This window comes from Agromyces sp. NPDC058110 (assembly GCF_042884735.1).
Taxonomy (GTDB): domain Bacteria; phylum Actinomycetota; class Actinomycetes; order Actinomycetales; family Microbacteriaceae; genus Agromyces.
Window position 1 is genome coordinate 40836 of sequence record NZ_JBHVTI010000005.1, and the last position, 12423, is coordinate 53258.

General features: G+C 71.5%; 14 protein-coding genes. 8 read left to right on the forward strand and 6 right to left on the reverse strand.

Features of this window, described 5'->3' with window-relative positions; genetic code table 11:
* Nucleotides 1–158: 158 nt before the first annotated feature.
* Together ACFVS8_RS12995 and sigK are read right to left on the reverse strand one after the other, a co-directional pair.
* Nucleotides 159–962, reverse strand: a complete 804-nt coding sequence (locus tag ACFVS8_RS12995; RefSeq protein WP_387062734.1) for an anti-sigma factor domain-containing protein — start codon at nt 960–962, stop codon at nt 159–161.
* Nucleotides 959–1549, reverse strand: a complete 591-nt coding sequence (gene sigK, locus ACFVS8_RS13000; protein WP_387062737.1) for an ECF RNA polymerase sigma factor SigK — start codon at nt 1547–1549, stop codon at nt 959–961. The genes ACFVS8_RS12995 and sigK overlap by 4 nt, the downstream gene beginning before the upstream one ends.
* A 271-nt stretch (nt 1550–1820) precedes the next feature.
* Here sigK and ACFVS8_RS13005 point away from each other — a divergent pair, with 271 nt between their 5' ends.
* Together ACFVS8_RS13005 and ACFVS8_RS13010 are read left to right on the forward strand one after the other, a co-directional pair.
* Nucleotides 1821–2504 carry a DUF3105 domain-containing protein gene (locus ACFVS8_RS13005; RefSeq protein ID WP_387062740.1) on the forward strand — a complete coding sequence of 228 codons (684 nt, stop codon included), beginning with the start codon at nt 1821–1823 and terminating at the stop codon, nt 2502–2504.
* A complete protein-coding gene (locus ACFVS8_RS13010; protein ID WP_387062743.1) occupies nt 2501–3157 on the forward strand; it encodes a DUF305 domain-containing protein in 657 nt (218 codons plus the stop codon). Before ACFVS8_RS13005 ends, ACFVS8_RS13010 begins: the two co-directional genes overlap by 4 nt.
* A 70-nt stretch (nt 3158–3227) precedes the next feature.
* Here ACFVS8_RS13010 and ACFVS8_RS13015 read toward each other — a convergent pair whose 3' ends face one another.
* From ACFVS8_RS13015 to ACFVS8_RS13030, 4 genes are all read right to left on the reverse strand, one after another.
* On the reverse strand, nt 3228–3857 hold the full coding sequence (locus tag ACFVS8_RS13015; RefSeq protein WP_387062746.1) for a response regulator: 630 nt from the start codon (nt 3855–3857) through the stop codon (nt 3228–3230).
* Nucleotides 3850–5106, reverse strand: coding sequence for a histidine kinase (locus ACFVS8_RS13020; protein WP_387062748.1), 1257 nt, complete (start codon nt 5104–5106; stop codon nt 3850–3852). The genes ACFVS8_RS13015 and ACFVS8_RS13020 overlap by 8 nt, the downstream gene beginning before the upstream one ends.
* A complete protein-coding gene (locus tag ACFVS8_RS13025; RefSeq protein WP_387062751.1) occupies nt 5103–5807 on the reverse strand; it encodes an ABC transporter permease in 705 nt (234 codons plus the stop codon). The genes ACFVS8_RS13020 and ACFVS8_RS13025 overlap by 4 nt, the downstream gene beginning before the upstream one ends.
* Before the next feature lie 72 nt (nt 5808–5879).
* Nucleotides 5880–6797, reverse strand: coding sequence for an ABC transporter ATP-binding protein (locus ACFVS8_RS13030; RefSeq protein WP_387062754.1), 918 nt, complete (start codon nt 6795–6797; stop codon nt 5880–5882).
* Nucleotides 6798–7024: 227 nt separating this feature from the next.
* Here ACFVS8_RS13030 and ACFVS8_RS13035 point away from each other — a divergent pair, with 227 nt between their 5' ends.
* The 6 genes from ACFVS8_RS13035 to ACFVS8_RS13060 all read left to right on the forward strand — a co-directional run bounded on the left by ACFVS8_RS13035 (nt 7025) and on the right by ACFVS8_RS13060 (nt 12423).
* Complete coding sequence (locus ACFVS8_RS13035; RefSeq protein WP_387062757.1) at nt 7025–7702, forward strand: fasciclin domain-containing protein; 678 nt, start codon at nt 7025–7027, stop codon at nt 7700–7702.
* A gap of 98 nt (nt 7703–7800) precedes the next feature.
* The gene (locus ACFVS8_RS13040; protein ID WP_387062760.1) at nt 7801–8217 is read left to right on the forward strand and encodes a DUF4383 domain-containing protein; all 417 of its coding nucleotides are present in this window, start codon (nt 7801–7803) and stop codon (nt 8215–8217) included.
* Between the two features lie 10 nt (nt 8218–8227).
* Nucleotides 8228–8833 carry a hypothetical protein gene (locus ACFVS8_RS13045; RefSeq protein ID WP_387062763.1) on the forward strand — a complete coding sequence of 202 codons (606 nt, stop codon included), beginning with the start codon at nt 8228–8230 and terminating at the stop codon, nt 8831–8833.
* A gap of 334 nt (nt 8834–9167) precedes the next feature.
* Nucleotides 9168–10493: an extracellular solute-binding protein gene (locus ACFVS8_RS13050; RefSeq protein ID WP_387062765.1), complete on the forward strand. Its 1326-nt coding sequence runs from the start codon at nt 9168–9170 to the stop codon at nt 10491–10493.
* 44 nt (nt 10494–10537) lie between these two features.
* The gene (locus ACFVS8_RS13055; protein ID WP_387062768.1) at nt 10538–11518 is read left to right on the forward strand and encodes a carbohydrate ABC transporter permease; all 981 of its coding nucleotides are present in this window, start codon (nt 10538–10540) and stop codon (nt 11516–11518) included.
* Complete coding sequence (locus ACFVS8_RS13060) at nt 11515–12423, forward strand: carbohydrate ABC transporter permease (RefSeq protein ID WP_387062771.1); 909 nt, start codon at nt 11515–11517, stop codon at nt 12421–12423. Before ACFVS8_RS13055 ends, ACFVS8_RS13060 begins: the two co-directional genes overlap by 4 nt.

Sequence of the window (12423 nt, forward strand, 5' to 3'; positions counted from 1 at the left end):
TTCGGGCCCGGTGCCAGCATGGCGCACGGCGGCGCGGCAGCGCGACACCCGCGCCGGTTCGCGTCGCGTCGGGTCCGGACTCGTCGGGTCTGGCCTCGTCGAGTGGGGCCGGCCCCGTCGGGTCTGGCCGCGGGCCATGGGCGGCGCGTGCCCGCCCGTCAGGTCTGGATGACGGCGACCGGCTCGGTCGTCGGCTGCGGCGAGCCGCCCGCGGGCTCGACCGTGATGCCGACCGCCACACCGGGAGCGAAGTCGCCCTCGAGGATGCGCCAGGTCTCTCCGGCGGCGGCCACGTCGAACGTGCCGGCCGAGATCGCGCCGGCTTCGTCGATGTACCAGAGCTCGTAGGTGTGCTCGTCGCCGAGTGCGTCGAGGCCGTCGGCGAGGATCGCGCTGCGGCCCTGCTCGGCCGACGAGACGAGCGTCACCTCGCCGCCGCCGGTCACCTGCGCGGTCGTCTGCTGCGCGTCGGATGCCGCGGTCAGCGACGCCATCTCGCGCTGCGCGCCCCAGCCGTTCGGGCCGAACCAGCTCGCACCGATGAAGACGCCGGCGACGAGCAGCACGACGGCCGCGGCCGACGACCAGGCGATCGCCATGCGGCGGCGCGCCCGGTGCGCGGCGAGGTCGGCGACGGGAGCAGTTGCGGGGCCCGCGTCGGACACCTGCAGGTCGGGAGCGACGGATGCCGCGGCATCCGCTCGTCGTTCCTGGGGTGCGGAGTCGAGCCGGTCGAACAGGCCGGCCTTGAGCGATGCGGGAGGAGCCACGGGCTCGATCGCGTCGCCGAGGCCGGAGGCGATCGCGCGGAACGCGTCGACCTCGGCCTGCAGCTCGGGGGAGTCGGCGAGGGCGAGCTCGAACCGGGCGCGATCGGGCTCGTCGAGCGCGTCGAGCGCGTACGCGGCCGCGAGGTCGCGGAGGTCGCCGGCGTCGTTCGCCGCGTCGTCAGGTCGGTTCATGTCGTCACCCCCAATACGTCTCGCAATCGGATCATGCCATCCCGCAGCCGGGTCTTCACCGTGCCCAACGGCACTTCGAGTCTCGCCGCGATCTCGGACTGCGTGCAGCCCCCGTAGTAGGCGAGCGAGATGCACTCGCGCTGCGCCGGACTCAGCGACGTGAGCGCCTCGGCGACCTTCTCGTGCTCGACCGCGATCTCGGCCGCCTCGGCGACCTCGTCGACCGGCACCTCGAGATCGCGGATGCCGGTCTTCAGGTCGCGGTCGCGGGACGCCTGCGACGCCCGCACGCGATCGACCGCGCGCCGATGGGCGAGCGTGAGCAGCCACGCGACGGCCGCGCCGCGCTCGGGGTCGAACCGGGCCGCCGTCTGCCATGCCTCGAGGAACACGTCCTGCGTCACCTCCTCGGCCTGCGCGGCGTCGACCAGCACGCGCCGGACGAGGCCGAACACGCGGGCGGACGTCGCGTCGTAGAGGAGCCCGAAGGCTTCGCGGTCGCCCGTCGCCGTCGCGACGAGGAGGTCTTCGAGCGCGCGCGGGTGCTCCCCGGCAAGCTCAGCGACGTCGACCACGGTTCCAAGCATGTCAGAGCGCCGCGGCGTCGTCGGCACCTTGCGCTGCGGCGCGGTTCGTGAGAGGAGGGCATGGCTCATCCGTCGGGCTCGGAGGGGGTCGGATGCCGGTCGGTGCCCGAACCGGCACGGGGGCGGGGAGCGGTGGTCACCGGGGCACCTCGTTTCGCGTGTCACCGGGTGTTCGGAACCGACCGCGGATCCGATTGGATGCGGCACCGGCGTTCTCCCAGAGTTCTGCGGTCGGATGGAAGTCCCGCCGCCCGACGAGAGAGGCCCCCGCGTGAGCGCGACCCCGCCCGTTCCCCCGAAGATCAAGCAGGCTGCACGCCTCAAGCAGGAGCGGGCGGAGGAACGCGCCAGGAAGCTCGAGGAGCACCGGCGGCGCGAGGCCCGTGCGAAGCGCAACCGCCTGATCGGCATCTGGTCGGCCGTCGCGGGCGGAGTCGTGGTCGTCGCCCTCGTCATCACGGCGGTCGTGCTGACCCCGCAGCCGCGGGCCTACTCGGCCGGAGGCGACGGCGCCGCGATCGAGGGCGTCGCGACCTTCGAGAACGAGGCGGCGCACGTCGACGGCCGCGTGGTCTACGAGCAGACCCCGCCGGTCGGCGGCCCGCACAACCCGGCCTGGCTGAACTGCGGCGTCTACACCGAGCAGGTCCCGAGCGAGAACGCCGTGCACTCGCTCGAGCACGGAGCGCTCTGGATCACGTACGACCGGTCGCTCTCCGAGGCGGACGTCGCCGCGCTGCGGGCGAAGCTGCCCTCGACCTACGTGATCCTCTCGCCGTTCGCCGGCCTGCCCTCGCCGATCGTGCTGAGCGGATGGAACACGCAGCTCGCCGTCGACGACGTCGACGATCCCCGCATGGAGGCGTTCATCGAGGAGTACTGGCAGAGCGGTGACGTGCCGGAGCCGGGCGCGCCGTGCACCGGCGCCGTGGACGCACCCGGCAAGGTCGCATGACGCGTCGGAGCGGCGCCGTCGCACGGATGTCGGTCGTCATCGCGGCATCCGTCGCCCTGGTCGTGGTCGCGGTCGTCGCCTTCTCGATCGGTCGGCTCAGCACGCTCGCGGATCCCGCCCCGACGGACTCCAGCGCCGAGGCGGGCTTCGCGCGCGACATGCAGGTCCACCACCTCCAGGGCACCGAGCTCGCGATGATCGTGCGCGACGAGACCGACGATCCCGACATCAGGCTCCTGGCGTACGACATCGCCCGCACGCAGTCGCAGCAGGCCGGGCAGCTGTACGGCTGGCTGCGGTCGTGGGGGCTCCCGCAGGCGGCGCCCGAACCGTCGATGACCTGGATGACCCGGGCACCGCTGGGCTCCGCCGCGCACGACGGCCACGAGGGTGCGGCCCACGAACCCGGCGGGCCGATGCCCGGACTCGCGACCCCGCAGCAGATCGCCGAACTGCAGGCCGCCACCGGGGTCGACGCCGAGCGGATCTTCCTCGAGCTGATGATCGCGCATCACCTCGGAGCGGTCGAGATGGCCGAGGCGGTCCTCGACCGATCGACGAACCCGCTCGTCACGCCGTTCGCGACCTCCGTCGTGACGAGCCAGAACGCGGAGATCGACCTCATGGAGGGCCTGCTCGCCGAGCGAGCCTGACGCCGCTGACGCCGCTGACGCCGCTGACGCCGCCGGCGCCGCAGATGCGGCCGACGCGGTTCCGCGACCGCTAGTCGAGCAGCCCGCGCTGGAACCCCACGGCGACCGCGGCTGCGCGATCGTTGACGTCGAGCTTGGCGTACACGTGCAGCAGGTGGGTCTTCACGGTCGCCTCGCTGATGAAGAGCGCCCCTGCGACGTCGCGGTTCGTCGCACCGGTCGCGATCAGCCGCAGCACCTCGCGCTCACGGGTGCTCAGCGGCGACTCGGGCCGGCGCACCCGCCCCATCAGGCGCATCGCCACCGTCGGCGACAGCACCGCCTCCCCGCGGGCGGCCGCCTCGACCGCGCTCATGAGCTGGTCGCTCGCGGCGTCCTTCAGCAGGTATCCCGTGGCGCCCGCCTCGATCGCCGGGAGCACCTCGCTGTCGGTGTCGTACGTGGTGAGCACGAGCACCCGCGTCGCGAGGCCGAGCTCGGCGAGCCGCTTGATCGCCGTCACGCCGTCCATCCGAGGCATCCGCAGGTCCATGAGGACGACGGCGGGTTCGAGCGCCCGGGCGAGGGCGACGGCCTCGGCGCCGTCGGCGGCCTCGCCCACCACCTCGAAGCGGGCGTCGCCCATGAACATGCCCCGCAGGCCGTCTCTCACGATGGGGTGATCGTCGGCGATGAGGATCCGGATGGCCGTCTCAGTCATGCGTGCTCCTCGGTCGGGTCGGGTTCTCCTGCGGCGGCACCGGCACGCTCGCCGACACCGCGGTGCCCGCAGCGGGTTCGGACTCGAGCGCGAACACCCCGCCGATGCGTTCTACCCGTTGGCGCATCGACGTCAGGCCGAACCCGCCGCCGCCGGCTGCGCGCGCCGGGTCGAAGCCGGTTCCGTCGTCGCGGATGTCGAGCGACACCAGGTCGTCCATGTACGAGAGCGTGAGGCCCACCCGGGTCGGCGCGGCGTGCTTGCCCGTGTTCGCGAGCGCCTCCTGCGCGACACGGAGGAGGGCCACCTCGACCTCGGGATGCAGGGGGCGCACGTCGCCGGTCGTGACGACCTCGACCTCGACGTCGTGCAGGCTCGCCCACTCGGCGGCGACCGCCGCGATCGCCTCGGGCAGCCGGTCGTCGTCGAGCTGCGACGGAGCGATGGCGTGCACCGACCGCCGCGCCTCGGCGAGGCTGTCGCGGGCGAGCCCTGCGGCGTTGTCGAGATGGCGACGCCGGAGGACGTCGTCGCCGAGGTCGGCCGCGCGGTCGGCCGCCTGCAGCTGGGTGATGATGCCGGCGAGCCCCTGCGCGATCGTGTCGTGGATCTCGCGGGCGAGGCGCTGCCGCTCGTCGAGCACCCCGGCCTCGCGGGCCTGCACGAGCAGCTGGGCATGCAGCCCGGCATTCTCGCGGATCGTCTCCTCGAGCTGCGTCACCATGCGCTTGCGCTCGGCGCTGTGCGCGCTCGTGGTGTCGCCGATGCTGCTGAACAGGCCGACGACGGCCACGATGGCGCCGATGAAGAGGAGGTAGGTGAGCACGGCGACGGGGGTCGGGTCGGGGAGGCCGCCCATGAACGTGGTGATGCTGATCGCGGCCGTCGCGGTCAGCCCGACGAAACGCCAGCCGTTGCGGAGGTATTGCCACGAGTGCAGGTATCCGACGAAGCCGAAGAACCCGGCGAACCACATGTCGCGCGTGCACAGCGCGGCGAGGAGCAGCACGAGCCCGATGACGTAGACCGCGCCCGGGGTCCGGCGGCGTCTCATGAACCACATCCAGGCCGCCGTCAGCAGCACGAGCCACAGGGTGATGAGCCGATCGGCCCAGGTGTGCGCACCGGTGAGCAGCGCGAGGGCCGCCGAGGTGGCGAGGAGCAGGTACGGCGCGACGGCCATCAGCCGCAGCAGCCTCTGCTCGCGCAGCTCGAGCTGCCTCGCCGTCGTCCCCGAGATGGCGCTCACTCCCAACGGAAGAACTTGGCCGCCGCGAGGCCGACGACCACCGAGTAGGCGGCCATGACCCCGAGCAGCAGCGGGTCGGGCGCGGCTCCGGTCCAGACGTCGTGCAGGCTCTCGCGGAAGGCGCCGAGCGGGGTGAACTCCCCGATCCTGACCAAGATAGCGGGCATCTGCGGGGCCGGCTGCATGAGCCCCGCGAGATAGGCCATCGGGAAGTACAGGAGCACCCCGATGCCGTTGGCGGCGCGGCCGCTCGGAGCGAGCGCGGCGATGAGCAGGCCCACCGAGAACATCGAGGCCGTTCCGAGCAGGAACACGGCCGTGAAGCCCATGGCGCTCGCGGGAAGCCGGGCGCCGAGCAGCGCGGCGGCCACGGCGAGCAGTGCGCCGCAGCTCACGAGCACGAGCACGAACTGCAGCACGAGCTGCACGGCCAGGAGGCTCGCGGGTCGGACGGGGGTGGTGGACAGCCGGCGCAGGATCCCCTTCTCGCGGTAGGTCGCGAGCGCCGTGGGCATGAGGTACAGCCCGACGAGGCCGATGGCGATGGCGATCGCCATCGGCAGCAGCGTCGTGTCGTCGGGGGAGATCGAGCTGCCGAAGACGACGAGGATGAACAGCGGGATCAGCACGGTGAACAGCGAGCCGGGCTCTCGCACGAGCAGCTTCGTCTCGACGAGGGTGAGCTTGGCGGTGGCGGACATGGGGTCTCCAGACGATGGTCGGCGGATGCTTCGGGGTCGTTCGGTCGGTCGGTGGCGTCGGTCGGGTCGCGGTCAGAGCTCGAACGCGCGCCCGGTGAGGGCGACGAAAGCGTCGTCGAGGGTTCGCCGGTCGATGCGCAGGTCGGTGACGACCAGCCCCTCCCTGGCGAGCACCGAGGTGACGGCCGTGGCGAAGTCGCCCATGCCCGACACCGTGACGACGTCGCCGTCGCGGCGCACCGAGGCGACGTCAGGGAGGTCGCGGATCGCATCCAGGAGGCCGCTCGCCTCGCCGGAGCCCACCCTGAACCGCATCGAGCGCTCGGCGTCCACGCCGTCGATCAGGCGCGCCGGTGTGTCGATCGCGACGATGCGGCCCTGGTTGAGCACGGCGACCCGGTCGCACAGCTCCTCGACCTCGTCCATGAAGTGGCTGACGAGCACGACGGTGACCCCGGTGTCGCGGATCTGCTTGATGAGCTCCCACGTCGCGCGTCGCGCCTGCGGGTCGAGGCCGGTCGTCAGCTCGTCGAGGAACGCGACCTTCGGGTCGCCGACGAGCGCGAGCGCGATGATGAGGCGCTGTTTCTGGCCGCCCGAGAGCTTCGCGAACCGGACGTTCCGCAGCTCCTCGAGCCCCCATTCCTCGAGGAGCCGCCGCCAGTCGCGCGGGTGCCGGTAGAACGACGCGTAGAGGTCGAGCGCCTCCCAGACCTTGAGGTGGTCGGGCAGGTCCGTGTGCTGCAGCTGCACGCCGATGGATTCGTGCAGCCGGCGGGCATCGGCGACGGGATCGAGCCCGAGCACCCGGACCGAGCCCGAGTCCGCGGTGCGCAGCCCCTCGATGATCTCGACCATGGTGGTCTTGCCGGTGCCGTTCGGCCCGAGGATCCCGAAGATCTCTCCCTCCTCGACCGAGAAGGCGACCCGGTCGAGCACGGTGCGGCCGGCGTAGCTCTTGGACAGTTCGGTGACGTCGATGACTGGCATGGCTCAAGCCTCGCGATCGGCGGGCCGAAGCCCATCGACCGGCAGGGCGTCGTTCGGCCGGTGCGGGATGACCTCGGAATCCACCGTTCGGTCGATGCGGGCGCCGGCGCGCGGCATCCGACGATCTCCGTCCGCATCCGTCCGCATCCGTCCAATCCGATCGCCGGCCGCCTCCGAACCCCCGGTGTCGACCCGCTCAGGGCCGGCCCCTACGAAGGAGGAGATCCATGCGATCGACCCGCAGCACCCGTACCGCGCTCGCCGTGTTCTCGATCACGGCCGTCGCCATGCTCGGCCTGGCCGGCTGCAGCTCGGGCGGCACCGGTTCGTCGGAGTCCGACGAGCCCACCACTTCCGAGGAGTCGATGGCTCCCAGCGACGAGGCCATGGACGACGAGGCCATGGACCCGGCCGCAGACCTGGTCGGCCCCGGTTGCGCCGCCTACGCCGAAGCCGTGCCGGACGGCGCGGGCTCGGTCGCAGGAATGGCCGAGGACCCGGTCGCCGTCGCGGCATCCAACAACCCGATGCTGACCACGCTCACCGCGGCCGTGTCGGGCCAGCTGAACCCCGACGTGAACCTGGTCGACACGCTGAACGGTGACGAGTTCACCGTCTTCGCGCCCGTCGACGACGCGTTCGCGAAGATCGACCCCGCCACGATCGAGGGGCTCAAGACCGACTCCGAGACGCTGACGTCGATCCTGACCTACCACGTGGTGCCCGGTCAGCTCTCGCCCGATGAGGTCGTCGGAACTCAGACGACCGTGCAGGGCGGCACGGTCGAGGTGACCGGCTCCGGCGATGACCTGATGGTCAACGACGCCAAGGTCATCTGCGGCGGCGTGCACACGGCCAACGCGACCGTGTACCTCATCGACACGGTGCTGATGCCCGCGATGTAGCCCATCGACGCGGGGCGCCGTCCGGCCGACCGGGCCGCGCGGCGCCCCGCATCGCACGACCGAGTCGCGACGTCCGTCGCGCAACCTGAGGAGGAACCATGTTCAGCACCGTCAACCGCGCCGTCGCATCCGTCTTCGGCGCCGTCTACCTGCTCGTCGGCCTGCTCGGCTTCGCCGTCACCGGCGGTGTCGGCTTCATCGCGACCGAGGGCGGCCTGCTGCTCGGGCTGTTCGCCGTCAACCCGCTGCACAACATCGCGCACCTGCTCATCGGCGGCGCGCTGCTCGTCGCAGGCCTCGCGAACGTCAGGGCCGCGAAGACCGTCAACACCGTCGTGGGCGCCGCCTACCTGCTGCTCGGCATCGTGGGCTTCTTCCTCGTCGGCACCGCCGCGAACATCCTGGCGCTGAACACGGCCGACCACTTCCTGCACCTGGCGAGCGCGCTCGTGCTGCTGGGCGTCGGGCTCGGGGCCGACCGCACGGTGCCTGCGAACCGCACGGCGATGGCCTAGGGAGCCGGCCGTGTCGGCACTGACGCACCTCACGCGGACCTGGCCCGTGTTCGCCGCGCTCGGCGCGGGGCTCGTGCAGCTCGCGGTGGGTGCCGGTGCCCTGGGCGCCCAGGCCTGGGGGAACGCAGTCGGTGCACTCCTGATCGCGGGCGGCGCAGCCGCGCTCGGTTGGGCGGTCGCAGCGCTGCGGACCGGCCGGACGCCCGTGCCGGGCGCCGCGCTCGCCGCGGCCCTGGTGCTCATCGCGGCGTCCGGGGCGCTCGTCGCCTCGGGCGCCGCCTCGGCCATCGGCGTCGCGGTGCTCCCGCTTCTCGCCGCCGACGTGTTCCTGCTCGTCGTCGCGTTCGGAGCGACGGCGACGATCCGGGCCGCCCGGCGTGGCGCCGCGGTGTCCGGTGCCGGAGAGCGGGGAGCGGATGCCGCGGGCGACCGCGAGGCCGATGCATCCAGCAGCCGCGGCATCCGTCGCTCCGCGCTCTCCGTCACCGGCATGCTCGCCGGCGCCGCCCTGGTCGCCGCGCTCGCGACGCCGGCACTCGCCGGCACCCGGGCGGGCGACTCGGCCGTGCCGCACGGCGAGCTGCACCTGCCTGCGGATCAGGGCCACGCGCACTGACGAAGACCCCGTCTGGGCGGCGTGCCGGCGACGTGCGCGGCCCAGGCGGACCAGAGGCGGCCCCGGGACCCCAGACCCGGGGTCGTCTTCTATTCGAAGAGTGATTTCGTAACCACACCCATCCGATGCGTTCGTGCGCGTCGGATGGGTGTTTCGGCGTGCCCGGAATTCCCTCTTGACGAAGAGTTATGAAAAGGCTTTACTAAACTAACTCCAGACCGGACCGACGCGCAGCTGCGCCGATCCCCGTGAGCCGCACCACGTTCCTCCCGCTCCACGGCGTCATGCCGTCACACCCGCGGCGCCCCCGCCGCCCCCCACAGAGGAGATCCACATGCGAACCACTCGACTCGCGGCAGCAGGGGCCCTCGGCCTCGCCGCCGCGCTGACCTTCACAGCCTGCTCCGGCAATGCCGGCGCGACCGGCGCCGATTCCGGGCCGCAGGCCGTGCCCACGACCGACGGCTCGGGCGAGACCCTGACCGTCTGGGTCATGGAGGGCGACTACCAGGACGCGACGCTCGAGGCGATCAACGACGCGTTCACCGAGCAGACCGGTGCGGAGGTCGACCTGCAGATCCAGCAATGGGACGGCATCACCACGAAGATCAGCACCGCGCTCGCGACCGCGACCCCGCCCGACGTCATCGACATCGGCAACACCCAGGTGCCGGGCTACGCCGCCAACGGCGGACTGCTCGACCTCACCTCGTACGAGGACGACCTCATGCAGGGGGCGACCTGGCTCACGGGCCTCGAGGAGCCCGCCCGCATCGACGGCTCCCTCTACGCCGTGCCCGGCTTCGCAGGCACCCGCGCGGTCATCTACAACGCCAAGATGTGGGCGGATGCCGGCGTGACCGAGATCCCCAGCACCTATGACGAGCTGACCGCCGCACTCGACGCGGTCGCGGCCGCCCACTCCGAGGCCGACTTCTCGCCGTTCTACTTCCCGGGCCAGTACTGGCAGTCGAGCATGCAGTTCGTGTGGGACGCGGGCGCCGAGATCGCGACCTCCGACGACGGCACCTGGACCGGCGGGTTCTCGACCCCCGATGGCATCGCCGGGCTCGAGCAGTTCGCCGAGTTCCAGAGCACGTACTCGACCGGGGCCTCGGCCACGCTCGACAACATCACGCCCGACCAGAACCAGATCTTCGCCGACGGCAAGACCTCGGCGATCCTGAACACCGGCGGCGGCATCGCGGGCATCAAGAAGGCGAACCCCGAGATCACCGACGACATGCTCGGCACCTTCCCGCTGCCCGGTCTCTCGGGCGAGCAGCAGCCGGCCATGCTCGGCGGTTCGGTCTGGGGCATCGCCGCGAAGACCCAGAACCACGACCTCGCGCTCCAGTGGGCGAAGATCGCCGGCAGCCCCGAGATCCAGGAGGACTACGTCTACGGCGTCGACGGCTGGATCCCGAACAGCGTCGAGGGCATCGAAGCCGCGCAGGCCGACGGCCTCTCGCCGCTGCAGGCGGGCTTCTTCCAGGCCGCGCTCGTGTCGAAGGCGACCCCGGGCGCCGCGAACTGGCCGACCATCGAGGGCGACAAGTCCATCGCCGAGCTCTTCGGTGCGGTGGCCTCGGGCGCGAAGACGGCCGAGGAGGCCGCCGAGGAGTTCGACGCCCACCTCGCCGACGTGCTGAACGACTGAGCGGGCGAACGGATGAGCACGAGACACGACCCGAGGGCGGCGGCATGACCGTGACCGCCGAACCGCTCACGGTCGAACAGGGCGTCGCCGCGGTGGGGGATTCACCGCGGCGACGCCCGCCCCGGGGCATCCGTCGTCGCCCGACCACGGCGCCGATCTGGCTGCTCTCGCCCGCCGGGCTCGTGATGGCCGTCGTGACCCTCACGCCCATCGTGCTGCTCGTGCTCATCTCGTTCACCGACTACGACCAGCGCTCGCTCTTCACCGGCGAGTTCTCGTTCGTCGGCGTCGCCCAGTACGGGGCGATCTTCGCCGATGCGGACTTCTGGTGGTCGCTCCTGCGCACCGTCGGATTCACGGTCGCGATGGTGCTCGGCAGCGTGGTCATCGGCATGGGGGTCGCCCAGCTCATGACCCGCCTCGGAACGGTCATGCGCTACGTCGTGACCGTCGTGCTGATCTGCGCGTGGGCGATGCCGAACGTCGCCTCGTCGCTCGTGTGGAACTGGCTGTTCCAACCCGGCTACGGGGTCGTCAACTGGCTGCTCACGCAGGTCGGCGTCTTCGGCGACCTGACGGATGTCGCCTGGTCGCGGCATCCGGTGCTCGCGGCCGTGAGCATCTGGGCGCTCATCGTCTGGCAGGCCGTGCCGTTCATCGCGCTCACGCTCTACGCCGCGCAGGTGCAGGTGCCGCCCGAGTACTCCGAGGCCGCTCGCCTCGACGGGGCGGGCGAGTGGACGATCTACCGCTCGATCACGCTCGTGTTCCTGCGGCCGACGCTCGGACTCATCACCATCCTCTCGATCATCTGGGACTACAACGTGTTCAACCAGATCTGGCTCATCTCGCAGGGCGGGCCCGACGACCTCACCACCACGCTCGGCATATTCACCTACAAGACGGCGTTCGTCGGATTCGATCTCGGCGGTGGCGCCGCCGTCTCGGTCGTGACGACGCTCATCCTGCTCGGGCTGACCGCGGTCTACATCCGCAACCTGGTGCGAACGGGGGAGGAGCTGTGAGCGCGGCCGCCGGAACGACGGCGCACGACGGCACGGCCGCGGCCCGAGGCATCCGCTCGTCGACGTGGCGCGCGAGGCGGCCGAGGCGGCCCCGTTGGGCGAGCAACCTCATCGCGGTCGCCTTCTGCGCGGTGTGGATCTTCCCGGTCTACTGGATGGTGAACACGGCGTTCAAGCCGCGCGAGGAGATCCTCACCCCGACCCCGCTCTTCCTCCCCCGCAGGCCGTCGCTCGAGAACTTCGTCGTGGCGGTGACCCAGACCGGGTTCCTCACCGACCTCGGCAACAGCCTCATCGTCGTGACGGGCACGGTGCTCATGTCGATCGTGCTGGGCTTCTTCGCCGCGGCCGCCCTGTCGCGGTTCCGCTTCGGCGGACGGCGGGCGATCCTCGTCGTGATCCTCGCCGTGCAGATGCTGCCGGGCACGGCGCTGCTCATCCCGACGTTCCTGATGTTCAACTCGATCGGCCTCCTCGGCACGTTCCTCGGCCTCGTGCTCGCGTACGTCGCGGCCGTGCTGCCCTTCTCGATCTGGGTCATGCGCGGGTTCTTCGTCGCGATCCCCGACGAGATCGAGGAGGCCGCGCGCATGGACGGCGCGGGCACCTGGCGCGTGCTCGCGAGCATCTGGTTCCCGCTCGTCGGCCCGGGCGTCATCGCGACGAGCATCTTCGCGTTCATCGCCGCCTGGAACGACTACCTCGTCGCCTACACGTTCATGAAGGACCAGGCGATGTACACGCTGCCGGTCTGGCTCGCCTCGTTCACGACCCCGACCGCGGGCACCGACTTCGGCGGCCAGATGGCGGGATCGGTGCTGTTCTCGCTGCCCGTGATCGTGTTCTTCCTCATCATCCAACGCAACCTCGTCGCGGGCATGTCGGCCGGCGCCGTGAAGGGCTGA

What these genes read in the sequence shown, in the direction of transcription:
- ACFVS8_RS13050 (WP_387062765.1), top strand. Translation starts at nt 9,168, where the DNA reads ATGCGAACCACTCGACTCGCGGCAGCAGGGGCCCTCGGCCTCGCCGCC.
- ACFVS8_RS13055 (WP_387062768.1), top strand. Translation starts at nt 10,538, where the DNA reads ATGACCGTGACCGCCGAACCGCTCACGGTCGAACAGGGCGTCGCCGCG.
- ACFVS8_RS13025 (WP_387062751.1), bottom strand. Translation starts at nt 5,807, where the DNA reads ATGTCCGCCACCGCCAAGCTCACCCTCGTCGAGACGAAGCTGCTCGTG.
- ACFVS8_RS13035 (WP_387062757.1), top strand. Translation starts at nt 7,025, where the DNA reads ATGCGATCGACCCGCAGCACCCGTACCGCGCTCGCCGTGTTCTCGATC.
- ACFVS8_RS13040 (WP_387062760.1), top strand. Translation starts at nt 7,801, where the DNA reads ATGTTCAGCACCGTCAACCGCGCCGTCGCATCCGTCTTCGGCGCCGTC.
- ACFVS8_RS13010 (WP_387062743.1), top strand. Translation starts at nt 2,501, where the DNA reads ATGACGCGTCGGAGCGGCGCCGTCGCACGGATGTCGGTCGTCATCGCG.
- sigK (WP_387062737.1), bottom strand. Translation starts at nt 1,549, where the DNA reads ATGCTTGGAACCGTGGTCGACGTCGCTGAGCTTGCCGGGGAGCACCCG.
- ACFVS8_RS13030 (WP_387062754.1), bottom strand. Translation starts at nt 6,797, where the DNA reads ATGCCAGTCATCGACGTCACCGAACTGTCCAAGAGCTACGCCGGCCGC.
- ACFVS8_RS13015 (WP_387062746.1), bottom strand. Translation starts at nt 3,857, where the DNA reads ATGACTGAGACGGCCATCCGGATCCTCATCGCCGACGATCACCCCATC.
- ACFVS8_RS12995 (WP_387062734.1), bottom strand. Translation starts at nt 962, where the DNA reads ATGAACCGACCTGACGACGCGGCGAACGACGCCGGCGACCTCCGCGAC.